Origin of the sequence: Achromobacter sp. 77 (assembly GCF_020541125.1) — a bacterium.
GTDB lineage: Bacteria > Pseudomonadota > Gammaproteobacteria > Burkholderiales > Burkholderiaceae_B > Achromobacter > Achromobacter mucicolens.
The window spans coordinates 3487425-3511982 of record NZ_CP059848.1 but is presented as its reverse complement, the minus strand read 5'-3'; the positions used below and the strand labels follow the sequence as shown (position 1 = coordinate 3511982).

19 protein-coding genes are annotated in these 24558 nt (G+C 67.3%); 9 read left to right on the top strand and 10 right to left on the bottom strand.

What is annotated here, in order from left to right:
* Positions 1–44: 44 nt before the first annotated feature.
* The 7 genes from H4P35_RS16185 to H4P35_RS16155 all read right to left on the bottom strand — a co-directional run bounded on the left by H4P35_RS16185 (position 45) and on the right by H4P35_RS16155 (position 4852).
* Positions 45–803, bottom strand: a complete 759-nt coding sequence (locus H4P35_RS16185; RefSeq protein WP_226846227.1) for a 3-hydroxyacyl-CoA dehydrogenase — start codon at positions 801–803, stop codon at positions 45–47.
* 134 nt (positions 804–937) lie between these two features.
* Entirely contained in the window at positions 938–1594 is a 657-nt protein-coding gene (gene adk, locus H4P35_RS16180; protein WP_056324253.1) for an adenylate kinase, read from the bottom strand.
* A 91-nt stretch (positions 1595–1685) separates the two neighbouring features.
* Positions 1686–2450, bottom strand: a complete 765-nt coding sequence (kdsB, locus tag H4P35_RS16175; RefSeq protein ID WP_226846226.1) for a 3-deoxy-manno-octulosonate cytidylyltransferase — start codon at positions 2448–2450, stop codon at positions 1686–1688.
* Between the two features lie 10 nt (positions 2451–2460).
* On the bottom strand, positions 2461–2643 hold the full coding sequence (locus tag H4P35_RS16170; protein ID WP_056324258.1) for a Trm112 family protein: 183 nt from the start codon (positions 2641–2643) through the stop codon (positions 2461–2463).
* 69 nt (positions 2644–2712) lie between these two features.
* Positions 2713–3822 carry a tetraacyldisaccharide 4'-kinase gene (lpxK, locus tag H4P35_RS16165; protein WP_226846225.1) on the bottom strand — a complete coding sequence of 370 codons (1110 nt, stop codon included), beginning with the start codon at positions 3820–3822 and terminating at the stop codon, positions 2713–2715.
* Positions 3819–4232, bottom strand: a complete 414-nt coding sequence (locus tag H4P35_RS16160; RefSeq protein WP_056562648.1) for a biopolymer transporter ExbD — start codon at positions 4230–4232, stop codon at positions 3819–3821. Before H4P35_RS16160 ends, lpxK begins: the two co-directional genes overlap by 4 nt.
* Positions 4229–4852 carry a MotA/TolQ/ExbB proton channel family protein gene (locus H4P35_RS16155; RefSeq protein ID WP_056324265.1) on the bottom strand — a complete coding sequence of 208 codons (624 nt, stop codon included), beginning with the start codon at positions 4850–4852 and terminating at the stop codon, positions 4229–4231. Before H4P35_RS16155 ends, H4P35_RS16160 begins: the two co-directional genes overlap by 4 nt.
* 350 nt (positions 4853–5202) lie before the next feature.
* Between H4P35_RS16155 and xseA the strand changes: the two genes are divergently transcribed.
* The 3 genes from xseA (at position 5203) to sodB (ending at position 10558) form a co-directional block, all read left to right on the top strand.
* Positions 5203–6570 carry an exodeoxyribonuclease VII large subunit gene (gene xseA / locus H4P35_RS16150; protein ID WP_226846224.1) on the top strand — a complete coding sequence of 456 codons (1368 nt, stop codon included), beginning with the start codon at positions 5203–5205 and terminating at the stop codon, positions 6568–6570.
* Between the two features lie 45 nt (positions 6571–6615).
* Complete coding sequence (locus tag H4P35_RS16145; protein WP_226846223.1) at positions 6616–9825, top strand: ankyrin repeat domain-containing protein; 3210 nt, start codon at positions 6616–6618, stop codon at positions 9823–9825.
* Between the two features lie 154 nt (positions 9826–9979).
* Positions 9980–10558 carry a superoxide dismutase [Fe] gene (sodB, locus tag H4P35_RS16140; RefSeq protein ID WP_056324270.1) on the top strand — a complete coding sequence of 193 codons (579 nt, stop codon included), beginning with the start codon at positions 9980–9982 and terminating at the stop codon, positions 10556–10558.
* An 81-nt stretch (positions 10559–10639) separates the two neighbouring features.
* On the opposite strand, the gene H4P35_RS16135 is transcribed toward sodB, so the two are convergent.
* Positions 10640–10864, bottom strand: coding sequence for a hypothetical protein (locus H4P35_RS16135; RefSeq protein WP_226849545.1), 225 nt, complete (start codon positions 10862–10864; stop codon positions 10640–10642).
* Here H4P35_RS16135 and H4P35_RS16130 point away from each other — a divergent pair.
* From H4P35_RS16130 to pcaF, 3 genes are all read left to right on the top strand, one after another.
* A complete protein-coding gene (locus tag H4P35_RS16130) occupies positions 10836–12551 on the top strand; it encodes a methyl-accepting chemotaxis protein (RefSeq protein ID WP_226846222.1) in 1716 nt (571 codons plus the stop codon). The genes H4P35_RS16135 and H4P35_RS16130 overlap by 29 nt on opposite strands.
* A 94-nt stretch (positions 12552–12645) precedes the next feature.
* On the top strand, positions 12646–14040 hold the full coding sequence (locus H4P35_RS16125; RefSeq protein ID WP_056324665.1) for a chloride channel protein: 1395 nt from the start codon (positions 12646–12648) through the stop codon (positions 14038–14040).
* 166 nt (positions 14041–14206) lie between these two features.
* The gene (gene pcaF / locus H4P35_RS16120) at positions 14207–15412 is read left to right on the top strand and encodes a 3-oxoadipyl-CoA thiolase (RefSeq protein ID WP_142054672.1); all 1206 of its coding nucleotides are present in this window, start codon (positions 14207–14209) and stop codon (positions 15410–15412) included.
* Between the two features lie 98 nt (positions 15413–15510).
* Here pcaF and H4P35_RS16115 read toward each other — a convergent pair whose 3' ends face one another.
* Both H4P35_RS16115 and H4P35_RS16110 read right to left on the bottom strand, forming a co-directional pair.
* Positions 15511–16056: a DUF192 domain-containing protein gene (locus H4P35_RS16115; protein ID WP_226846221.1), complete on the bottom strand. Its 546-nt coding sequence runs from the start codon at positions 16054–16056 to the stop codon at positions 15511–15513.
* Between the two features lie 93 nt (positions 16057–16149).
* Complete coding sequence (locus tag H4P35_RS16110; protein ID WP_006220277.1) at positions 16150–16395, bottom strand: cold-shock protein; 246 nt, start codon at positions 16393–16395, stop codon at positions 16150–16152.
* Between the two features lie 226 nt (positions 16396–16621).
* On the opposite strand from H4P35_RS16110, the gene clpS reads away from it, so the two are divergent.
* The 3 genes from clpS (at position 16622) to pbpC (ending at position 24534) form a co-directional block, all read left to right on the top strand.
* On the top strand, positions 16622–16936 hold the full coding sequence (gene clpS / locus H4P35_RS16105) for an ATP-dependent Clp protease adapter ClpS (protein WP_056324280.1): 315 nt from the start codon (positions 16622–16624) through the stop codon (positions 16934–16936).
* Between the two features lie 168 nt (positions 16937–17104).
* Positions 17105–22327, top strand: coding sequence for an alpha-2-macroglobulin (locus tag H4P35_RS16100; RefSeq protein WP_370638926.1), 5223 nt, complete (start codon positions 17105–17107; stop codon positions 22325–22327).
* Positions 22324–24534, top strand: coding sequence for a penicillin-binding protein 1C (gene pbpC / locus H4P35_RS16095; RefSeq protein WP_226846220.1), 2211 nt, complete (start codon positions 22324–22326; stop codon positions 24532–24534). Before H4P35_RS16100 ends, pbpC begins: the two co-directional genes overlap by 4 nt.
* The last annotated feature ends 24 nt before the right edge of the window (positions 24535–24558 follow it).

Below are 24558 nucleotides of genomic sequence, written 5' to 3'. Positions count from 1 at the left end.
GCCGCCAGCACGGCCGGCCCAGGCGGGCCGGCCATTGCGCTGGATTACTTCGGCGGCATGCGGATGGCGCCGTCCAGACGGATCGTTTCGCCGTTGAGCATGTCGTTGGTGATGATGCTGTGGACCAGCTTGGCGTAGTCTTCGGGCCGGCCCAGGCGTGCGGGGAAGGGGATGCTGGCGGCCAGCGAATCCTGCACGTCCTGCGGCATGCCGAAGATCATCGGGGTGCCGAAAATGCCCGGGGCGATGGTCATGCAGCGGATGCCGGTCTTGGCCAGGTCGCGCGCGATGGGCAGCGTCATGCCGGCCACGCCCGCCTTGGAGGCGGCATAGGCCGCCTGACCGATCTGGCCGTCAAACGCGGCGACCGACGCCGTGTTGATCATCACGCCGCGCTCGCCGGTGGGTTCGGGCGTATTGGCGCTCATGGCCTCGGCGGCCAGGCGCATCATGTTGAAGCTGCCGATCAGGTTGATCGACACGACCTTCTGGAACAGGTCCAGCGGATGCGCGCCGTTCTTGCCGACGATCTTGGCGGCGGGGGCAACGCCCGCGCAGTTCACCAGACCGAACAGCGAGCCCAGTTCCAGCGCGGCGGCCACGACCTTCTTGCCGTCGGCTTCCTGCGTCACGTCGCAATGCACGTAGCGCTGGCCGAGTTCCTTGGCGAGGGCTTCGCCGGGCTCGTCCTGCAGGTCGGCAATGACGACCTTGGCGCCGTTTTCAACCAGCATGCGGGCGGTGCCGGCGCCCAGGCCGGATGCGCCGCCGGTAACGATGAATACCTTGTTCGCGATTTCCATGTGTGTACCACCAGATCAGTTCAAGGGAAGGAAGGCGGCGCGCCGGGCGCCGGATGCGACAAGGCCTTCGGGCCAGGGCCGGAACGCGGTGCGTCCGGCCGGCGCCGAAGGCCTTTGGGCCGTCGAGGCGCCGATCAGCTTTGAACGGCTTCGAACAGGCGCGACTTGATTTCATCGACCGCGCCCACGCCGGAGATCTTGCGGTACTTGGGGGCGGCGGCGGGATCCTGCTGCGCCCAGGCCGAGTAGTAGTCGACCAGGGGACGGGTCTGTTCGCGATAGACCGACAGGCGGTGGCGCACGGTTTCCTCGCGGTCGTCGTCGCGCTGGACCAGGTCTTCACCAGTGACGTCGTCCTTGCCTTCGGTCTTGGGCGGGTTGAAGCGCACGTGGTAGCTGCGGCCGCTGGGCTGGTGCACGCGGCGGCCGCTCATGCGTTCGATGATGTCTTCTTCGGGAACGGCGATTTCCACGACGTAGTCCAGCTTGACGCCGGCGCTCTTGAGCGCGTCGGCCTGCGGGATCGTGCGGGGGAAACCGTCGAACAGGTAACCGTTGGCGCAGTCGGGCTGCGTCAGGCGGTCTTGCACCAGGCCGATGATGATCTCGTCGGAAACCAGGCCGCCGGCGTCCATGACCTTCTTGGCTTCAATACCCAGCGGGGTGCCCGCTTTCACGGCGGCGCGCAGCATGTCGCCGGTGGAAATTTGGGGAATGCCGAAGTGCTGCGTTAGAAACGCAGCCTGGGTGCCTTTGCCGGCGCCGGGGGGTCCGAGCAAGATGAGACGCATGAGTGCTCCTGAAGGGGTTTATTTTTTGTGATCCGGGGGATTATGCCGCAACGCAGCAGCCAATGCGGGGCTGCGCCATGCGAAATAACCCTTATATCGGTTTGCTGTAGATCAAGCGGACGCGCTCCAGGTCGGCCGGGGTATCTACCCCGCCCGCAGGAGGCGTCGACGCCCGATGGACGACGATCGTGTGCCCATGCTCCATGGCGCGCAGTTGTTCCAGCGATTCGAAGCGTTCCAGCGTGCCTTGCGGCAGCGTGGGGAACCGGCGCAGGAACGAGGCGCGGTAGGCGTACAGGCCGATGTGATGCCACGCGGGCAGGCCGTCGGCCAGCACGCGTGCGCCGCCGGCCAGCGCGTCGCGCGCCCACGGAATGGGGGCGCGCGAAAAGTACAGCGCGCGATCGTCCGCGGCGCAGACGAGCTTGACGACGTTGGGATTGAACAGCGCCTCGGCGTCGGCCAGCGGGCACGCGCAGGTGGCGATGTCCGCCTGCGGATAGGCCTGCAGCTTGGCGGCGACTGCGTCGATGAGTTCGGGTTCGATGAGGGGCTCGTCGCCTTGCACGTTCACGACGATCGCATCGTCGGGCAGGGCCAGTTGCTCGACCGCCTCGGCCAATCGGTCCGTGCCGGTGGGGTGGTCGCCGCGGGTCATCAGGGCGCGCAGCCCGTGCGCCTGCACCGCCTGCTGCACGCGCAGGTCATCGGTCGCGATGAAGATCTGCGAGGCGCCCGACAGCGCGGCGCGATCCGCGGTGCGCACGACCATGGGTTTGCCGGCGATGTCGGCAAGCGGCTTGTCGGGCAGGCGGGTCGAGGCGGCGCGCGCCGGAATGATGGCGATGAAGCTCACGATGCGGCGGTCAGCGGGGGGCTGCGGCGTCGTCCAGCGCGCGCGCTTCGGACTCCAGCATGACCGGAATGCCGTCGCGGATCGGGAAGGCCAGGCGATCCGCACGGCAGATCAGCTCGGCCTGCTGGCGGTCGTGTTCGAGGCGGCCCTTGCACAAGGGGCAAACGAGGATGTCGAGAAGGCGGGATTCCATGACCGGGATTCTAAAACAGTTTTGCCGCCGGACAGCGCGCGGTTCGTCGGGCTTGCGGCAAGCCGCCGGTTACGCCGTTGGGTTGTGGCCCCGGTTTTTGGCCCCGCCGTTCTGGCCGCCGCCTGGGCGCGCTTTTCGGGCGCGCAGCGCGTCGGCCAGCCAGTCAAAGAGCGCCGGGTCGGAGAACGCGGCTTGCACGGGCACTTCCCACAACCGGGGATCGTTCAGGGCGCCGCATTTGATGGCGTCCTTGGCGGTGACGAGGATGACGTCGGCGTCCAGCGCCTGGAACGGCGACGTGGCGTAGTCGTGGTGGTCGGGTAGCGCGAGCGTCGCGGACAGCGTGATGCCGGCTGCCCGCAGCGTGGTGAAAAAGCGCTCCGGATTCCCGATACCGGCAGCGGCCGCGACGCGGGGCTGGCCGGCAAAGGCGGACAGCGGCTGCGTGTCGCGTCCCCCGATATGGCGCGCCAGGCCGGGTTCGAGCCACATCTGGACCTGGCGCGGGAGGGGGCTGTCGGTGTCTGACACCGATAGGGACACCGCAGGACCGGCGTCGGGCGTGCCGATATTGGTCACCACGGCGTCCACGTCGGCCAGCCGGCTGGCGGGCTCGCGCAGCGGGCCGGCGGGCAGCAGGCGCCGGTTGCCCACCCCGCGCTGGTCCTGCACCACGATTTCGATGTCGCGCGCCAGCGCCAGGTGTTGCAGGCCGTCGTCCGAGACGATGACGTCCACCCGTGGATGGGCGTCGAGCAAGGCCTGCGCGGCAAGGGCGCGCCTGGGGTGGATGGACACCGGCGCACCCGTGGCGCGGGCGATCAACGCCGGTTCGTCGCCGAAGCGGGCGGCTTCCAGGTCGCCCAGTCCCACGCGGGGGTGGGGGCCGACCTTGACCCCGTAGCCCCGGCTGACCACGCCCGGCGTGTAGCCGCGCGCCCGCAGGTTCTCGACCGTGGCGATCACCATCGGCGTCTTGCCCGTGCCGCCGACGTAGATGTTGCCGATCACGACCACCGGCACAGGGGCGCGGTACGCCACCTTGGCGCCGCTGGTGTAGCGTTCGCGCTTGCGCGTCACCGCCCAGGCGGTCAGCGCGGATAGGGGCCGCAGGGCGGTGGACAGCCAGCCGCCGCGCTGCCATTGGCGGGCCAGCAGTGATGCGCGTCTGGTTTTCAACGGTTGGTCTGGGCAGCGAAATTGACGCGGCCGATGCCGGCGAGGCGGGCGGCTTCCATGATGTTGATCACGGACTGGTGGGTGGCCTGGGCGTCGGCGTTGATGATGATGAGCGGCTCGGTCTTGCCGGCCGCGGCCTGGCGCAGGGCCTCGGCGATTTCGGGCGGGGTCGAGACGTCGATCAGGGTGCCGTTCAGGGCGTAGCGGCCATCCTGGCTGACCGCGACTTCCAGCGCGGGCGGCGTGTCCTGTTCGGAGGACGCCTGCGGCAGCGTCACCTTCAACTGCGTGAAGCGCGTGAACGAGGTGGTGGCCGCCAGGAAGATCAGGATGACCAGCAGGACGTCGATGAGCGGGATCAGGTTGATGTCCAGCTCATCGCGATCGCCCCGGGATCCGCGGAAATTCATGGACGGGCCTCGCGGGGGGCGCGCGCCGGCGCGAGGGCGCGGATCAGGCGCGAGGCGGCCTGTTCCATCGCATTGAGGTAGTTGTCGACGCGGCCGCGCAGGTAGCGGTGCGCGATCATGGCGGGAATGGCGATAAGAATGCCGAAACCGGTGTTGTACAGGGCGATCGAGATGCCGCGCGCCAATTGGGCCGGATCGCCGCCGCCGGGGGTGTAGGAGCCGAAGATTTCGATCATGCCGACGACGGTGCCGAACAGGCCCATCAGCGGCGCGACCACGGCGATGGTGCCGATGGCGGAAATGTAGCGGGAGAGATCATGCGCGACGGCGCGGCCCGTGTCTTCGACCACGTTGCGCAGCTCTTCGCGGGGCAGGTGACGATGACGCATCACTTCGGCCAGCACGCGGCCCAGCGGCGAATTGCGTTCCAGCCGGTGGATCGATTCGGGTGTGTCCTGGTGATTGCGCAGCATATCGGCGACCTGATCGTTCAGGCCGCGCGGCATCACCAGGCTTCGGCGCAGGGACAGGAAGCGCTCGAAGATCAGCGCCAAGCCCAGCACGGATGTCGCCAGCAGGGGCCAGATGGGCCAGCCGGCCTCGCGCAGAATGGAAAGCAAAGCGTCAACTCCTGAGAAGCCGAAGGCGCCGGATGGGGCGCGTCGTGGCGTCTGAACAAGCCGAAACTGTAACGGCGCGGCGCGCCTGTGGCAAGGCGGGGCGATCCCAAACTATCCACAGAATCTGTGGATAATTCTGTGTAGAACTCAGCCAGAAGGCTTATGGGCACAGGGCTTGCGCTTGTTTGCTTCAATTGAGCGCAGCGTCTTATCGCATAAAAGAATATATAAATCATGCACTTACTCCGAATTTGCTGCGTTTCTGGGCCGTTGCTGCAAATTCCTGGGGACGCGGTATCATTGCGGCCCGCTCCGCCTGCCCTGTGGACAGGTTCGCATCGGAAAGCCCCATGACAATTGAACTCCCAGTCACAAACAACGCATTTGCGCGGGAAATCCTTACAGTTGCCCAGTTGAACCAAGCGGTGGGGCAGTTGTTGGAGCGCAGCATCCCGGCGCTGTGGGTGCGTGGAGAGATTTCCAACTTCACGCAGGCGGCATCCGGGCATTGGTACTTCACGCTCAAGGACAGCCGGGCCGCCGTGCGGGCGGTCATGTTCCGCAGCCGCGCCAGCGCCGTGGGTTTCGTGCCCCGGGCGGGCGACCAGGTCGAGATCCGCGCCCGGGTTTCCCTGTACGAGCCGCGGGGCGACTATCAGCTGCAGGCTGACGCCATGCGACGGGCAGGATTAGGCAATCTGTACGAGGCCTTTTTGCGACTGAAAGAGCAGCTTGCTTCCGAGGGGCTGTTCGATCCGGCCCGCAAGCGCGAGCCGGTCCGGCTGCCCCGCGCGATCGGCGTGATCACCTCGCTGCATGCGGCGGCCCTGCGCGACGTGCTCTCGGCGCTGGCCCGGCGGGCGCCGCAGGTTCCGGTCATCATCTATCCGGCCCCGGTTCAGGGTGCGGACGCGGCGAGCAAGCTGGCCGCCCAATTGCGTCTGGCCAATGAACGAGCCGAAGTGGACACGCTGCTGCTCGTGCGCGGCGGCGGCAGCATCGAAGACCTCTGGAGCTTCAACGACGAGGACCTGGCGCGCCAGGTGGCGGTCAGCGAGATCCCCGTCATCAGCGGCGTGGGCCACGAGACCGACTTCACCATCGTGGACTTCGTATCCGACCTGCGGGCGCCCACGCCCACTGCCGCGGCCGAATTGGCATGCGCGCCGCGCGCCGAATTGCTCGGCCGCGTCATGCAGACCCTGCAAACGATGGTGCGGGGCCAGCAACGGCGGCTGGAGCGGGCGGCGCAGCGCCTGGATCGCGCCACCGCGCAGCTCGTTTCCCCGGCGCAGCGCTTGCAGCACCAGCGCGAACGCTTGAACAGCCTGCAGTACCGCCTGGCCTCGGCCTGGTCGGCGCCGCAAGGACGGCGCACCGCGCGGGTCAATCTGCTGGCCCAGCGCCTCACTCATCGCGTGCCCGACACGGGCCGGGCGGCGGAACGCCTGGCCGGCGCCGTGCGCCGTCTGGGCCAGGCCCAGGCGCGATTGCTCGTCGAGCGTCGCAACCGGCTTGCCGCCGCATCCGCGCAGTTGCGCGCGTTGGATCCGGGGAACACGCTGGCGCGCGGATACGCGATTGCCCGAGACGAGCAGGGCCGCATTGTTCGCGACGCGGCCGCGCTATCGGCGGGCCAGCCGCTGGACCTGAACTTCGCGCAGGGCGGCGCGCAGGTCCAGGTGCAATCCACGCGTTCCACGCGCGACCCAAGCTGATCTTTCCGCGCCGCAAATCCTTTCCACGCAAACCCTGGCGGCAGGATGTTCCAAGACAGAAATCTGAAATGGGCGGCTACCGGTCTGGCCGCGGCGATATGGGCAACGGGGGTTGGCTCCGTGGCGGCGGCGGCAGCGCCCGCAGCCACCGCGCCTTCGGTCACGCCGCCCGCAGCCGCAGCCGCCGATTGCAACTGTGCGTCGCCGTACCGCGAGTATAAAAACGCCGACACCCCGCAGACCGAGGCGCTGTTCGCGGCAGTCAGCCGCAACGATGAGGCGGCGTTTCTGGCCGCGCTGGCGCAGGTGGATCGCCCTGGCGACTATGCCTTGAACGGCGTGCCGTTGCTGCACGCTTTGCTGATGCCGCCCCGCGGCCTGCGATCGCAGTACGTGTATTGGGACCTGACGCCGGAAGATTCCGCGCGACTGCGTCAGACTCACGAGGCCGGCCTGCCGGCCCGCGCGCGGATGCTGGCGGCATTGCTGGCCACCAAACCCGCGCTGGATGACATCACGTACGAGTCGCGGCGCCCGCCGCTGCACCTGGCCCTGCTGTACGGCTCGCCAGAGACGATGGAGGCGCTGCTGGCCGCGGGCGCCAACCCGGACCAGCGCGGCGACGCCAACGACACGCCCCTGGAATTCCTGCTGAACCGCGATTTCGAATATGCGGTGCGCATGACCTACCTGCCGCGCCTTGTCGATCGCAAGAACATGACGCGGATGGTGGTTGCCTTGTTCGGCGCCGGCGCCAGCCGTCCCTATGCGGCGCTGGACGCCGCGGACAAGGCCGCCGCGTCGAGCGCGATAACGGACGGACAAGGCCGGGTGCGGCCGGCGGCCGACTTCCTGTGCTGGCTCCCGTTGGTGGAATTGACCGAAGGGGCAGAAGCGCTGCGCGCGTTGGCCGCCTCGGGCAGCCGTCCCGCTTATGAAGAGGAGCTGACCGCGCTGGCGTTCGCCGCCTACCGGGGTGATGCGCAGGCGGTGTCGTTCTTAATGGAGCAGGGACCGCGCACGATCCCCGCCACGGGGTGGGGCGAGAGCGGGGAACGCGATGTGTGGCTGGACGCGGCGCAGGCGGCGGTCGAAGGCGGGCACCCGGAGGCCGCCGGGTTGCTGCTGCGCGCGGACATGCCCTTTGCGCAACGCGGCCCGCAGGTGGGCTCAGACGGTCTGCTCTTCGCCAAACCCGAGATGGGCAACCGGCCCATCATGAACCTGGCCGCACAGCGCGGCGATGCGCAGACGGTGCGGCGCCTGCTGGCCCTGGGGGCGCCGGTCGATGGCGACGCCGCGGAGCCGCATGGCAACACGCCGCTGGCCGATGCCGTGCAAGCCGGTAAGTCTGACGTCGTCAAGACGCTGCTCGCCGGGGGCGCCGATCCCGGCTTGCGGCGCGATGGCTATGACCGCCAGTCGGCGCTGGATGCCGCGGTGCGGGCCGGGGACACGACGCTGCTGCGCAATCTCTTGTCCGCGATGACGCCCGACGCCTTGCGCGCGGCGTTGCAGGATCCCGGCAACTCGCCGGTGGCGCAGCTGTTGCGGCGACCGGGCGGGCAGGGCGCGGCGGTCCTGCGCATGTTCGCGGACGCGGGGTTCGACATGAAAACCCTGGACGCGGGCGCCATCCGCCAGGCGCTGGAAAACAGCGATACGGCGCTCGCCCTGATGCTGATCAACGCTGGCGTGCCGGTGAATCCGCCGGCGCCGGCGGCCGGGCGGAATGCCGCGCCAGCGGAGCCGGCGGATGCGGGCGGCACGCCGCCCCTGTTGCTGGCGGCCACGTCCGGCCACGTCGCCGTCGTCGACGCGCTGCTCGCCAAGGGCGCGGACCCGGCCGCCATCGCACCGGACGGCGAGAGCGCCTTGTATTGGCTGATCGGCCGTCAGGACGCCACCATGCTGGATCGGCTGCTGCGCGCCGGCGCCCGGTTCGACGACCCGCGGCTACCGGCAGCGCCCAACCCGTACGCGTTGCTCAACGCCGCCGTGGTGTCAGGCGACATCGACACGGTGCGCCGCGTGAGTGCCGCGAATGGCCAGGCGATCGCGCAGGCCTGTCTGCCGGACAACGCCGAGTTCGTGCTGGTCGACAAGCCCGGCTACTTTGCGCAACTGCATGCAGCCGGGTTCACCGGCCACGAATCGGCATGCGCGCGTGATGGACGCCGCTTGCCCGAGCGCGTCGTGTCGATGCTGTTGCAAAGCCGGCAACTGATCACCGCGCGGCACGACACCGTGGTCCAGGTGCTGCGCCAGTTCAAGGACGCGGGAACCGACCTGGATGCGCCGGTGGCCGGCGACGACACGCCGCTGACGGCTGCGATACGGCTGGGCCGCCAGGACCTGGCAAATGCGCTGCTGGAGGCGGGCGCGAGCCCGGACGCCGGCGCCGCCTCGGGTCGTGGGCCTGCGTGGGTTGCGCTCGAAACCGGCCAGCCCGGGATGCTGGCCTTGCTGGCGCGGCATCACCCGCGGTTCGACGCGGCCGTGGCGCCGTCCGGGCAGTCGTTTCGCATGGCGCTTGTCTGCCAGTCCGATCCGGTATTCGCGCAGACCTTGCAGCACGCGGGCGTCACGCTGCAGGCGGACTGCGCGCCACCGGCCGCGCAAGGCCGGCGCCTGGGCGCGAAGGCCGCGAACAAATCCACCGAAGCCATCCGCGTTCCCGGGCACTATTTCCTCGTCGGTGTTCGGGAGGTCGGCAGCGAATTGCTGCTGCGCGACGACGGCAGCTTTGAATACTTCCTGAGCTATGGCGCCGTCGACATCAACGCGCACGGCGCCTGGCGCGCCGACGGCAAGCAGATTTTCCTGGATACGCCGCCGCTGCGGCCGTTTTCAGCCATCGCCAGCGTGCGCGCCGACAGTCTGCCCGCTGAGCCCGGCATGCTGACGGTGCGGGTGTATCACCGCGGCAGGCCGGTCAGCATCGATGTGGCGGCGTCGTCGGCTGATGCCGATTACGGCGGCGGGCCGCGCCGATCGGAAGGCGCGGACGGCGTCAGCGTGCCCATCGCCGAGGGCGCGCTGAAGTCCCTGGCCGTCTTCGTGCCGTTGCCGGCTGGCGAACGCTGGCATGAGGCGGACGTGAGCCGCATCGATCCGGCCACCCGGTCCATTCGCATCGATATCGACGTGCCGGACGGCGCGGCCAGCGCGCCCCTGCACAAAGTCCTGACCGTGGCCGACGACGGCGCCTTGGTCGAAACGGCCGGCGGCAGGGAACTGCGCTACACGAAGTGACGCGATGCCCGCGGTCGCGCGCGGGCGCCTGGACGGCCCGGTAATAAGCATGTGCCCGTTAACCCCGCGCCAGCGCGGGGTTAACACGGTATCCTCAGGAGTTGCCGATACAATTGACCGGCTTGATCGTGCTCTCAACAGAAGGAACCATCACATGGCACATACTCTTCCCCCCCTGCCTTACGAACTCGACGCCCTGGCGCCGCACATCTCCAAGGAAACGCTGGAGTTCCACTACGGCAAGCATCACCAGACGTACGTCACGAATCTGAACAACCTGATCCCGGGCACGGAATTCGAAACGCTGTCGCTGGAAGACATCGTGAAGAAGTCCTCGGGTGGCATTTTCAACAACGCCGCTCAGGTCTGGAACCACACCTTCTACTGGAACAGCCTGGCTCCCAAGGCCGGCGGCGCTCCCACCGGCGCGCTGGCTGACGCCATCAACGCCAAGTGGGGCAGCTTCGACGCCTTCAAGGAAGCCTTCAACAAGTCGGCTGCCGGGAACTTCGGTTCGGGCTGGACCTGGCTGGTCAAGAAGGCCGACGGCTCGGTCGACATCGTCAACACCAGCAACGCCGCCACCCCGCTCACGACGGCCGACAAGCCGCTGCTCACCTGTGATGTCTGGGAACACGCGTACTACATCGACTACCGCAACGCGCGTCCCAAGTATCTGGAGAATTTCTGGGCACTGGCAAACTGGGATTTCGCGGCGAAGAACTTCGCCTGATTTCCCGTTCCGGGCGCCTTGCGGCCCCCCGCCGCACCCCGTGAAAACGACCCCTCGCCCCGGCGAGGGGTTTTCTTTTGTTCAGGAAAAATTCAGTTTCAAAAACCCCTGTCGATTGTCGAGTTCATTACACGAAACTGACGCGGGAACTGGCTTCTCTTCAGGGTAAGCCCTAAGCCAAACGTCGCTATCGTTTCCTCCGGCCTGCGCCTGCACCCCGGAGCGCAGGGCTGCGGCAACGCCGCCACAAGCCGGGGCACTCACAGGGAAGGGAAGCATGTTGCGGTTATTTTCGGGAATGCGCATCGGGGCACGCCTGACGGGCGCGTTTTTGCTGGTGGCGGTGATTGGCGGTGCGATCGGGGCGTTCGGCGTATGGGGGCTGTCGCGAATCAATGAAATGAATGACAGGCTTTACGACACCGAACTGCGCGGCATTTCGGATCTGAAGGAAGCCAACCTCAACCTCATCTACGCGGGGCGTGCGCGCAACGCGTACCTGGCCGCCTCCTCCGAGGAAGCCCGGCTGGCGCTGCGCAAGCAGTTCGACGATGCGGTCAAGACCATGGACGGCCTGCGGGACAAGGCGGCCGAGAATTTCTACGGCGAACCGGCCAAGCGCCTGCTGGCGCAGTTCAATGAAACCGAGCAGGCGTGGAAGCGCGAGGCCATGGCGTTCTTCGAGGCGGCCAAGTCGCAGCCGCTGACGCAGACCGACGCGCGCGTGGCCGAGATCGACAAGCGCGTCATCGCGACGTCGCAAAAGCTCGATGATCTGATGACCGACCTGGCGGTCAACAAGGAAAAGTCCGCCGAGAGTTCCGTGCAGGACGGGACGGATCTTTACAACACGGTTCGCGCTGTCATGATTGCGCTTGCGATCGCGGGCGTGGCCATCGGCATGCTGCTGGGGTGGCTGGTGACGCGAGGCATCGTGCGTCCGCTGAGCGAGGCCGTGTCGGCGGCGCGCCAGGTGGCCGCGGGCGACCTGACTGCCGATATCCGCGTTGCCACGCGCGACGAAACCGGCGACCTGATGGCGGCGCTCAAGGCCATGAACGAAAGCCTGGCTCGCATCGTCAAGGACGTGCGCGACGGCTGTGAGAACATCGCTTCGGCGTCGTCCCAGATCGCGCAGGGCAACTCCGACCTGTCGCAGCGCACGGAAGAGCAGGCGTCCTCGCTGGAAGAGACCGCGGCGTCGATGGAGCAACTGACCAGCACGGTGCAGCAAAACGCCAACAACGCCGGGGAAGCCGACCGTCTGGTCAGCCAGGCGTCCAGCGTTGCCGTGCGCGGCGGCGAAGTGGTCGAAGGCGTGGTGCAGACCATGAGCGCAATTTCCGACAGCTCGCGCCGCATCGCCGACATCACGGGCGTGATCGACGGCATTGCATTCCAGACCAACATCCTGGCGCTCAACGCCGCGGTGGAAGCCGCGCGTGCGGGCGAGCAGGGCCGGGGCTTTGCCGTCGTGGCGGGCGAGGTGCGCACGCTGGCCCAGCGTTCCGCCGTGGCCGCCAAGGAGATCAAGGCCTTGATCGATGAATCGGTGACCCGCGTCGAAGGCGGCACGCGTCAGGTCGACGAAGCCGGACGCACGATGCGCGAAGTGGTCGACAGCGTGCGCCAGGTTGCAACCCTGGTGCGCGAGATCTCGGGCGCCTCGGAAGAGCAATCGGCCGGCATCGGCCAGGTGAATCAGGCCGTGTCGCAGATGGACGCCGTGACCCAGCAGAACGCCGCGCTGGTCGAGGAAGCGGCAGCGGCCGCAGCCAGCATGCAGGAGCAGGCCACCCGCCTGGCGCAGGAAGTGCGCCGCTTCAAGGTCGATGCGGGCGGCGCGACAGCGGTTCAGGCGCAAGCCCGGTTGCTGCCGTCGGAACGCACCGCCGCGCGCAAGCCCGCCGCTGCCGCGCAGGCCGCGCGCCCGGTGCAGGCCCGGCCCGCGCTGGCCAACGCCTCGCAGGACGACGACTGGTCGTCCTTCTAAGGCGGCCGGCCCCGCGATGGGCGGCGGCCGTTCGGTTACGGGTCAGGCGGGGATGGTATGGTTGGCAACCCGCCAAACCACCCCTTTCTCGTCCATGCCCCTGCCCGACCCCGTCCGCCGCGTCATTGCCCGAACACGCCGGCTCACGCGCCGCAAGGTGCGTCAGGTCAACCGGCTGTCACGCAAAAGCGTGCAACTGGGGCTGCTGCTGGGCGGTGCCGCGCTGGTGGCGCTCATGTCGCTGGGTTTTGCCTACCTTGCCGACAAGGCGCTGGCGTGGAACCGGCAGTGGGTGGCCTACAACGGATGGCTCGCGCTGCTGGTGATGCCGTTCGGCCTTGCCGCCTTGCGCTGGCTCACGTTGCGCTTCGCGCCCAACGCCTCGGGCAGCGGCATTCCCCAGGTCATCGGCGCGTTGTCGCTGCCGCCGGGGCCCAGCCAAAGCAGCCTGGTGTCCTTGGCGCAAAGCCTTTGGAAAATCCCGTTGGCGTTCTTTGGCATGCTGGCGGGCGCGTCGATTGGCCGCGAGGGGCCTTCGGTGCAGGTCGGCGCGGCGCTGATGCTGGCATGGGGCGACTTCTGGAAGCGGCGCGGCCTGCAGTTGCGCGGTTTTCACGCCAACGAGCTGATCGCCGCGGGCGCCGCGGGCGGCCTGGCGGCGGCGTTCAACGCGCCGCTGGCCGGGGTCATCTTCGCGATCGAGGAACTGGGCCGCGGCACGGTGCTGCGCTGGCAGCGGCTGGTGCTGATCGGCGTATTGGCCGCCGGCTTTCTGGTCGTGGCCGTTGAAGGCAACAATCCCTATTTCGGCGTGTTCGGCGGCGCGCCGCTGTCCCAGAACATGCTGATGTGGATCGTCATCTGCGGCGCGCTCAACGGCGCGCTGGGCGGCATCTTCGCGCGGTTGCTGGGCAAGGGCCCCGTCCTGGCGGCGCCGCAATCGTGGCGCGGCTGGATCCGGGCGCATCCGATCTGGACGGCGTTCATCATGGGCCTGGCCCTGGCGGTCATCGGCCTGTGCACCGCGGGCAGCGTGTACGGCACCGGCTACGCCGCCGCTGCCGATCTGCTCAACGGGAAGGACTCGGTGCCGGACGGGTTTGGCATCGCCAAGCTGTTCGCGACCGTGGCGTCGTACTGGGCGGGCATTCCCGGCGGCATCTTCACGCCGGCGCTGACCACGGGCGCGGGCATCGGCCACCACATCTGGGAGCTCGCGGGCAACGGCGTCGACCAGCGCGTGCTGGTTTTGGTGTCGATGGCCGCCTTTCTGGCGGCCGCCACGCAGGCGCCGTTGACGGCCAGCGTGGTGGTGATGGAAATGACGGGCAGCCAGCCCATGCTGTTCTGGCTGCTGGTGGCGTCCCTGCTGGCGTCCGGCGTGTCGCGCCAATTCTGCCCGCAACCTTTCTACCATCTGGCCGCCGGCCGTTTCCGCCGGCAAGCCATCGTCGAGGCGGGCCGCGCGGCCAAGGCCGGGACGCCCTGAACGCGTGCACAGGCGCCCGTTTTCGGGCGCGGCAAGGCCGACTAATGTGAACGTCCATTGGACACTGTCCGTGCAGCGGACATCCGTGCAACGCACCAACTTGGCGCGAAACCGCTGCGTTAAGATCGTCCGATCCCGAGTTCTTTCACTTCACTCCGAGCTTCCCATGACCGTGAATGCCTTTATCTGTGATGCGATCCGTACCCCCTTCGGCCGCTATGGCGGTGCGCTGGCTTCGGTGCGGCCCGACGATCTGGCTGCCGTAGCCATCAAGGCCCTCGTGGCGCGCAACCCCGGCGTGCGCTGGGAAGAACTCGACGACGCCATCATGGGCTGCGCCAATCAGGCGGGCGAAGACAACCGCAACGTGGCCCGCATGGCCACGCTGCTGGCCGGCCTGCCGATCGAAGTGCCCGGCGCCACTGTCAACCGCCTGTGCGGTTCGGGCCTGGACGCCATCGGCACCGCCGCGCGGGCCATCCGCGCCGGTGAAGCCGGCCTGATGCTGGCCGGTGGCGTGGAAAGCATGAGCCGCGCCCCGTTCGTCATGGGCAAGGCCGACAGCGCCTTCTCGCGCAGCGCCGCCATCTACGACACCACCATCGGCTGGCGCTTCATCAACAAGCTGATGAAGGCGCAGTACGGCGTGGACTCGATGCCCGAGACCGCCGAAAACGTCGCCGACGACTTCAATATCAGCCGCGCCGACCAGGATCTGTTCGCGCTGGCCAGCCAGGAAAAGACGGCTCGCGCTCAGAAGGAAGGCGTCTTCGACGCCGAAATCGTGCCCGTGTCGATCGCCCAGAAGAAGGGCGATCCCATCGTCGTGTCCAAGGACGAGCACCCGCGTGAAACCTCGCTGGAGTCGCTGGCCAAGCTCAAGGGTGTGGTCCGCGAAGGCGGCAGCGTCACCGCCGGCAATGCGTCGGGCGTGAACGACGGCGCCGCCGCGCTGCTGCTGGCCGACGAAAAGGCCGCCGCCCGTCATGGCCTGACCCCGCGCGCCCGCGTGGTCGGCATGGCGACCGCAGGCGTCGCGCCGCGCATCATGGGTATCGGCCCGGCGCCCGCCACGCAAAAGGTGCTGGCCCAGACCGGCCTGACGCTGGATCAGATGGACGTGATCGAACTGAACGAAGCGTTTGCGGCGCAAGGCCTGGCCGTGCTGCGTCAGCTCGGCATCGCCGACAATGACCCGCGCGTGAACCCCAACGGCGGCGCCATCGCCTTGGGCCACCCCCTGGGCGCCAGCGGCGCGCGTCTGGCCACCACGGCCATCAACCAGCTTCATCGCACCGGTGGCCGCTATGCCCTGTGCACGATGTGCATCGGTGTCGGCCAAGGCATCGCGCTTATCGTCGAGCGCGTGTAAGGCAGTGACCCCGGGCGGACAGTACCCGCCGCCCCAAAGACAAAGGGAGCCCTCGGGCTCCCTTTGTCTTGTATCGGTGCTGACAGTTGCGGGCCGAATCAGGGCAGCCCGTCCAGCTTCTTGCCCGCGGAGATGCCGTGGGCGTCGAACCACCCCTGCGCCATCTCCAGCGCGTAGCGCACGGGCTTTTTCGCGCAATGCGGATCCTCGGTCTGCGGCGCCATGTCCTCGATGTTGACGATCGTGCCGTCGTCGGCGATAAAGGCAATCGACAGGGGCAGCAGCGTGTTGCGCATCCAGAAGCACTGCACGTCCGGGCGGTCAAAGACGAACAGCATGCCGTCGTTGCCGGGCAGTTCCCTGCGGAACATCAGGCCGTCGCGCCGCGTGGCGTCCGTGTCTGCGACTTCCGCGCGGATAATATGGATGCCTGCCGACAGCTGTGTGGTCGGCAGCTTGGGTTGCGGACCGGTCTGTTGCTGGGCGCTGGCCGGCAGGGGCAGGGCGGCGGTTGCGAACGCGATGGCTGCGGCGGCAATCACCGAACCCTTGCGGCCCGCCGAGGTTCCCGCTGACGATGCCTTGGTGAACGTTGTTTTGAACAGTGTGCGCACAATGGGAAACAAAACTGCAATCTTCAGCATGGTCCGGCGGAGTATTTAGAAAATAACAAGGCGGGGCCCGAAAGCCCCGCCTGGATAATGGCGCAACCTTACCGTTGCGCTTTAAAGGGTAACTCAGGCTGCCGTAATATTAAGCGCCTGTTTGCCTTTAGGCCCCTGAATAATCTCGAAGGCCACTTTCTGGCCTTCTTTCAGGGTTTTAAAACCATTCATCTGGATGGACGAGAAGTGGGCGAACAGATCTTCACCGCCATCGTCGGGCGTAATGAAGCCAAACCCCTTTGCATCGTTGAACCATTTGACGGTGCCCGTCGATTTGGGATTGTCCCCTTGGACGGCGGTTGCGGTCGTATCAGACATGCGGCCTGCCTCATTGAATCGTATGTTGACAGAAGGGCATTGTGGTCTAGACCCCTGTCCCCCCTCCGGCTTTCTGGCAGATTTTCGGTGAATTGAAAACCCCAGAATGCGTGGATAATGCGCCGCTTTTCTTGACCTAGTCAAGTATGGATACTACGTATTTCTGCGTGTAATTTTCAGTAAGTTGAGTGGTTGCCGTCCCCAGTTTAAATAGAATACCCGCCCTATGAGTTCTACCTTGGATTCCCAGCATGACTTGGTCGTCGAAAAGGCGCCGGCTCGCGCTGCGCCGCCACCGATGTACCAGGTGCTGCTGCTCAATGACGACTACACCCCGATGGAGTTCGTCGTGAAAGTGCTGCAGAAATTCTTCAATAAGAATCAGGAAGAGGCGACGCGGATCATGCTGCAGGTCCATCACGAAGGTCGAGGTGTCTGCGGGGTTTACCCGCGCGACCTCGCGGCCACGCGCATCGCGCAGGTCGGTCAATATGCTCGGGCGCGCCAGCACCCGTTGCAGTGCGTGATGGAACCGGTTTGAAAACGAAAAAAGACAGCGCCGCCAGCCATGGCGGCGTTGTGCTGCCGGTTGCATCCCGGATGACGGGATGAACGGTTTCGCCGCGTAACGGGAAGCGCGCGGCGCATGCGGGTCGGCAGCTCCGCCGCTAAGGAGCGTTGCATTCTAGTGGGCGGGGAGGGTTTCGCCGTGAGTGGAAAGTTCAACAAGACCTGGCTGGCAGTAGCCGGGGTCGCTGTGTTGGCCGGCGCCATTGGCGTGGGCTGGTGGATGGGCAAGGGACAGCAACCGGCGACGCCGGCAGCGGTTCCGGCGGCGCAGACGGCAACTGCCGCTGCCCCGCAGGCGGCGAACGGCGGGGCGCCAGCGTTACCGGCCACCGCAACGGTGGGCGCCGCGGATCCCTTCGCCGCGTTGAACTGCCAGCCTCGCCAATACAACGATGCCTTGTCGCTGGCCGTGACGTTCACGCAGCCGGTGGATGCCAAGAGCAATCTGGACGCCTTCCTTCAGGTCACCGACACGGGTTCGACGGCCGGCAAGGCTGACGAGGACAGCGAATCGGCGGCCGCAACCGGCCAGCAGCCGGCCTCCGTGCGTCCTGGCGATTCCGCGCCCAAGGGCAAGATCGTCAAGGGCAACTGGGTCGTCGGCGACAATCCGCGTGTCGTGTACTTCCCCTACGTGCAGCCGCAGCGCTCGTACGCCATCACGGTCCGCTCGGGCCTGCCGGGCGCGGGCGAGAAGGTCGCGCTGGCCGAGGCCTCGCATTGCGAAGTCAGCACGCAGGCCATGCCGCCTTCGTTCTACTTCGCCAGCCGCGGCGTGGTACTGCCCGCCGGCCAGAACGGCGGCCTGCCCGTGGCCACGGTCAACGTGCCCGAGGTCGACGTGCAATTCCTGCGCGTATCGCCCGAACGTGTGCCCGAACTCTTCGACACCGTGTTGGGCGTGGGCCGCACGCCGGCCGCCTCGGACGACGAGGACGACCACGGCTACGACGAGAACGACTGGCGTTATGCCGGCAACCGCAGCCTGAAGGGCTCGGTCAGCAACTGGGACCTGGACCGGCTGAATTCGCTGACGACCAGCGTCTATCAGGGCCGCTTCGTCACCGACGACAAGCCGAACCGCCGCCACGTCACGTTCCTGCCGGTCGAAGGCATCAAGGAACTGCAGGAGCCGGGCATCTATGTCGCGGTCATGAGCCAGCCGGGCCGGTTCCGTTACGAATATCAGGTCACCTATTTCTACGTCAGCGACATCGGGCTGCACGCGCGCCGTTACAGCGATCGCATCGAAGCGTATTCGGTGTCGCTGAAGTCCGGCCAGGCCATTTCGGGCGCGGTGTTCGAACTGGTGGACGGCGCCGGCAAGCCGCTGGCCAAGGCGGCTGCCGATGCGCAAGGCCATGTCCGCTTTGACGGCAGCTTTGCCAATGCGCGCGTCATCCGCGCCTCGCGCGACAAGGAAATGACCGTGCTGGCGCTGGGCGAACCCGCGCTGGACCTGTCCGAGTTCGACACGGGCGGCCACGCGTCGCGCGCCAACAATTTGTTCGTGTATGCGGGCCGCAACCTGTACCGCCCTGGCGAAACGTTCCATGTGTCGGTGCTGCCGCGCGACCTGGACGGCCGCGTGCTGACGCCGTCGCCGCTGACCGCCACCATCAAGCGCCCCGATGGCCGCACGGTGCAGACCGCACTGTGGCAGCCGCAGAAAGACCTGCCCGGCTACGTCGAGCGCGCAATCGATCTGCCGCTGGATGCGCAGACCGGCACGTGGATGCTGGAATTGCGCGTCGATCCGGCCTCGCGCGCGCCGGATGCCTCCTGGAAATTCCAGGTCGAAGAATTTCTGCCCGAACGCATGAAGATGGCGCTGACCTCGGGCCAGGACGTGTTGTCCCCCGACGAGGAACTGACCGTCGATGTGCAGGGCGATTACCTGTATGGCGCGCCCGCGGCGGGCAACCGCCTGCTGGCAACCTTCCAGGTCAAGCGTGACCGTTTCGCGCTGGCCCAGCAATGGCCCGGCTTTATTTTCGGCGACGTGGCCGACGATACGCGGCGCAGCTTTGGCGAACTGCCGGAAACCGCGCTGGACGACAAAGGCCGCGCGCAACTGGACGTGAACCCGAACGCCTCTGGCACGCATTCGCCGATGAAGGTACGCGTGTCGGCCAGCTTGCTGGAATCCGGCGGCCGCCCGGTGGTGCGCTCCATCGAACGCACCGTCTGGCCCGCCGACAAGCTGATCGCCGTGCGTCCGCAGTTCGACAGCGACGTGGCCCGCGAGAACGCGCCGGCAGGCTTTGAAGTGATCCGCGCCAACGCGCAGGGCAAGGTCGAACCGCTTGCGCAGGCGCAAATGCGCCTGTTCCGCGAAGAGCGTCAATACTATTGGCGCTTCGACGACCAGCGCGGCTGGAACAGCGGCTATACCGAAACCGAGGAACTGGTCGATTCGCGCGAAATTGCGCTGAAGGATCGCACCCAGCTGACGGTGCCGGTCAAGTGGGGCCGTTACCGCCTGGAAATCACGGATCCGGAAACCGGCGAAACGATGCGCTATCGCTTCTATGCCGGCTGGAATGCGCAGGACGCCGACGCGATGGGCAACCGTCCCGACCGCGTGCAGATGAAGCTGGAAGGCGTGCCGGCAAAGCCGGGCGACACCGTCAAGCTGACGCTCACGCCGCCGCATGACGGCCAGGCGCTCATCACCGTCGAAGGCGACCGCATGTTGTGGTCCAAGTGGGTGGCGGTGAAGGCGACCGGCACCGAGGTCGAGATTCCAGTCGACAAGGAATGGAAGCGTCACGACCTGTACGTGGCGGCCGCGGTATTCCGTCCGGGCAGCGAAGGCGACCGCGTCACGCCGGCCCGTGCGCTGGGCCTGGCATTCCTGCCGATCGCCAGCGCCGACCGCAAGCTGGACGTCAAGCTCACCGCCGCGCCCAAGGTCGTGCCGGAGACGAAGACGACCGTGCGCGTGAAGGTCGACGGCGCGCAGGGCAAGCAGGCGATGGTGACGCTGTCCGCGGTCGACGTGGGTATCCTCAACATCAACCAGTACGCCACGCCCGACCCGCTGAATTACTTCTTCGGCAAGCACCGCTACGCGCCCGAGTTGCTGGACATGTACGGCAAGCTCATCGAAAAGATGGACGGCACCAAGGGCAAGCTGAAGTGGGGCGGCGACGCCGCGATGCGCGGCGACAGCAAGAGCCTGCCCAAGAAGGTCAAGCTGGTGGACCTGTTCTCGGGGCCCGTTGCGCTGAACGCGCAGGGCGAGGCCGACATCCCGCTGGACCTGCCCGACTTCAACGGCACGCTGCGCCTGATGGCGGTTGCGTTCACGCCCGACAACTACGGCAGCACCGACGCCGAAATGGTGGTGGCCGCGCCGATCGTGGCCGAACTGAACACCCCGCGTTTCATCACGCCGGGCGACCAGGCCGCCATTGCGCTGGACGTCACCAACCTGAGCGGCGCCGAGCAGAAGATCTCGGTCAAGCTCGAGGCGCTGGATCCGCTGGCCATCGTCGATGGCGTGCGCACCGTGACGTTGAAGGACAAGCAGCGCACGACCCTGCGCTTCACCGCCACCACCACCGGTTCGTACGGCCTTGGCCTGATGCGCCTGACGGTGGACGGGCAGGGCGGCGCCAAGCCTGTGCACATCGTGCGCGAGTCCGTGCTGCAGGTGCAGCCGGCGCACGCGCCCGAACGCCAGGTCCGGCGTCTGCGCCTGAATCCGGGCGAATCGCAGCCGGCGCAGGCATCGTGGGTTGCGTCCTACTACCCGGACTCCACCACCGTCAGCCTCACGGTGTCCAACCGTCCGCCGTTCAACGTCAACCGCCTGGTCGAAGACCTGCTCAACTATCCGTACGGATGCACCGAGCAGACCATCAGCGCAACCATGCCGTGGGTGATGCTCGATGAGGAGTCGGCCAAGCAGTTCGGCCTGAAGCCGCGCACCCAGGCCGAGCGCGCCGCCAAGGTGGCGGGCGCCATTGGCCGCCTGTCCGGCATGCGCAACTCGGTGGGTTCGTACAACCTCTGGAGTGGCTCGTCCTCGCGCGATGTGTGGCTGACGGCCTATGCAGTCGGCTTCATGCAGGACGCACGGGACCGCGGTTTCGACGTGCCCGAATCGTCGCTGGACCGTTCCCGCACCTGGTTGCTGGAACAGGTGCAGCAGAGCACGGGCGCGTTCGGCACGTGGTCGGCCAACCTGCGCCGCAACGTCGAGGCCAACCGCATCGACAGCAGCGATGCCAACGTGCTGCGCGAAGACCATCGCCGCTTCGCCGGCCTGGCCACCGCCGCGCTCGTGCTGGCGCGCGACAAGAAGGCCCCGTTGTCGACGGTGCGTCAGCTCTTTGACAACTACCAGGAACGCGCGCGTTCGCCGCTGCCGTTGGTGCAACTGGCTGCCGCCTTCAAGCTGATGGGCGACGAAGGGCGCATGAAGCAGGCGCTCGACCTGGCCATGACGCGCGCCTATGGCATCAACATCAACAACCGCAGCAGCGCCTACTACGACGAATGGATGGGCGATTACGGCAGCAGCGTGCGCGATTACGCGCTGTCCTATGCGCTGGTTTCGCAGTACGAGTTGCGTCACGAGCGGAGCGAAAACCTGCTGAACCAGCTCTCCAGCCGCCTGGGCAATCGTTCGTACCTGTCCACGCAGGAACAGATGGCGCTTCTGTTGGCCGCGCGCGCCGCGGGCGGCAGCAAGAACACGCCGTGGGAAGCCGTGCTGACCGTCAATGGCGAGCGCAAGCCGCTGTCCGGCGGCAAGAGCGACCAGACGGTGTCGCTGGCCGCGGCGGATCTGGCGGGCACGCAGATCCAGAACACCGGCAGCCAATCTCTGTTTGTCGAGTACGACATCCAGGGCAGCCCGACCGCGACCCCCGCGCCGCGCAACGACATCATCCAGCTCAAGCGCGGCTGGTACCGTCCGGATGGCCGCCCGTGGGATGGCGGCACGCTGCAGACCGGCGACATGCTGGTGGTGTGGGTCCAGGCCAGCGCCAACCAGAACATCCCGGACGGGCTGCTGGTTGATCGCGTGCCGGCGGGCTTCGAGGTCGAAAACCTGAACCTGTCGCAAAGCCCCGAGATGCAGGACTGGAAGATCGGCGGACGCCGCGTGGCCGACGCCATGTCGGATTCCAACATCAAGCATCGCGAGTTCCGCGACGACCGCTATGTGGCGGCGGTATCGCTGGGCCGTGGCAAGGTGGACGTGTTCTATCTGGTGCGCGTCGTGACGCCGGGCCGCTATGCGGTGCCGTCGACGGTGGCCGAGGATATGTACCGCCCCGAAATCCGCGGCGTGGGTGAGCAATGGAGCACGGTCGAAATCCGCGATCGCGGCGCCAAGCGTCCTTGAACGCCGCCGCCGCACCCGGGGCGGGCGCATCGCGCGCCCGCCGCTGGCGGCGGCGCGGCATCTTCGCGGCCAGCGCGTTGTCAGCGCTGGCCGCGTTGTTATTCGCGCTGGACCGCCTGTATCCGCTGCCCCCCATCGACTCGGGCGGGGCGGCGGTCGTCGTCGCGGCCGATGGCACGCCGCTGCGCAACTATCCCAGCCGCGACGGCATCTGGCGTTATCCGGTCCAGCCCGGCCAGGTCTCGCCCCGCTACCTGGAAACCTTGCTCACCTATGAGGACCGCTGGTTCTACTGGCATCCGGGGGTGAACCCCGTGGCCCTCGCGCGTGCCGGGTGGCAGTGGGCCACCAACCGCCGCATCGTGTCGGGCGGATCGACGCTGACCATGCAGGTGGCGCGGCTGATCGATCCGCAGCTTGCCGGCAAGCCGTCGCGCACGATGTCGGCCAAGCTGCGGCAGGCCTGGCGCGCCGTGCAGCTTGAAATGCACTACAGCAAGGACGAGATCCTGTCCCTGTACCTGACGCATGCGCCCATGGGCGGCATCGTCGAGGGTGTCGAAATGGGTTCGCGGCTGTGGCTGGGCAAGCCCGCCCGCGACCTGGGGCCCGCCGAAGCCGCCATGCTGACTGCCTTGCCGCAGGCGCCGTCGCGGCTGCGCCCCGACCGCCACCCTGAAGCCGCGCAGGCCGCGCGCGACAAGGTGCTGGACCGCATGGCCGAACTGGGCCGCTGGACACCGGCCGAGGTGGCCGACGCCAAGATCGAGACCGTGATTGCGCCGCCGCTCAGGGCGCGCTGGCTGGCGCCCCTGGCCGCGCAGCGCCTGCTGCTGGAGGCGGGCGGCCCGCGCCGCGCCGGCGGACGGCCGCCACTCGTCACGTCCACGCTCGATGCCGACATGCAGGCGTCGGTGGAACAAATGTTGCTGGATCGGGTCGATAACCTTCCGCCCAAGGTGTCGATGGCGGTGCTGGTCATGGACAACGACTCGCTGGAGGTCAAGGCTTACGCGGGATCGGCAGATTTTTCCGACGATTCCCGTTACTCGCATGTGGATATGGTGCGCGGCGTGCGTTCGCCGGGCTCCACGCTGAAGCCGTTCCTGTATGCCCAGGCGTTGGACGAGGGGCTGATCCATTCGGAAAGCCTGCTGATGGACGCGCCCATGTCGTTTGGCGGGTACGCGCCCGGCAATTTCCAGGCGGCGTTCGCCGGGCCGGTGAGCGTGGCGCAGGCCTTGCAGCGGTCGCTCAACGTGCCTGCGGTGGACCTGCTGGACCGGGTCGGACCGGTCAGTTTTGCCTCGGTTATGCTGGCGGGAGGCGTGAAGTTACGTATGCCCGCAGGGGCGGAGCCGAATCTGAGCTTGATTTTGGGCGGGGGCGGCACCACATTGGAAGAACTGGTCGGCGCTTATCGCGCGCTGGCCCGGGGCGGCGTCTCGGGGCGGCCCCGCCTGACGGCGGAGCAACCCCTTGTCGAGTCCCGTATGATGAGTCCTGGCGCGGCCTGGATCGTCCGGGACATCCTCGAAGGCGGTGGACACCCGGACCGGCCGTTCTACCAGTCGGGCAGCCCCGGACGGCAACTGGCCTGGAAAACCGGGACCAGTTTTGGCTTCCGGGACGCCTGGGCGGTCGGAGTGACCGACAGATGGACGATCGGCGTATGGGTCGGCAGACCCGACGGTACGCCGAACCCGGGATTTTTCGGGGCGAATGTGGCGGCGCCGCTACTGCAAGACATTGTGGCGGCGTTGCCGGAAGGCGCCCAGCAGGTCCGCGTCAGGCCCGAAACGGTGCAGGCGGTGGTGACATGCTGGCCCCTGGGTTACAGGCTGGGCAGCGAGCCCTCGGGCGCGTGTCCCGAACAGCGGGCCGCCTGGATGCTCAATGAAACGACGCCGCCCTCGTTTGCGGGCTATGCCGATGCCACCCAGGGACCGCTGCGGCTCGGCGGCGTGGCCAACGGTTCGGTGCTGCGGCCCGTGCCCGGCGGGCGGCAAGTCGCGCTGGACGTCGACGTCCAGGGCGCTGAAGGCGAAGTATGGTGGATGCTCGATGGTCGTGTCGCAAGTCATGGCGCCGCGGGTCATCCGTTTAATTTGGTGCTGGCGCACGACGGCCGGTATACGCTAACCGTCATGGATACACATGGCCGGCACGACAGCGTGGTTTTTGAAATCGCTGGCGTTACGCCATGATCGGCATAGAATATGAATCGTGTA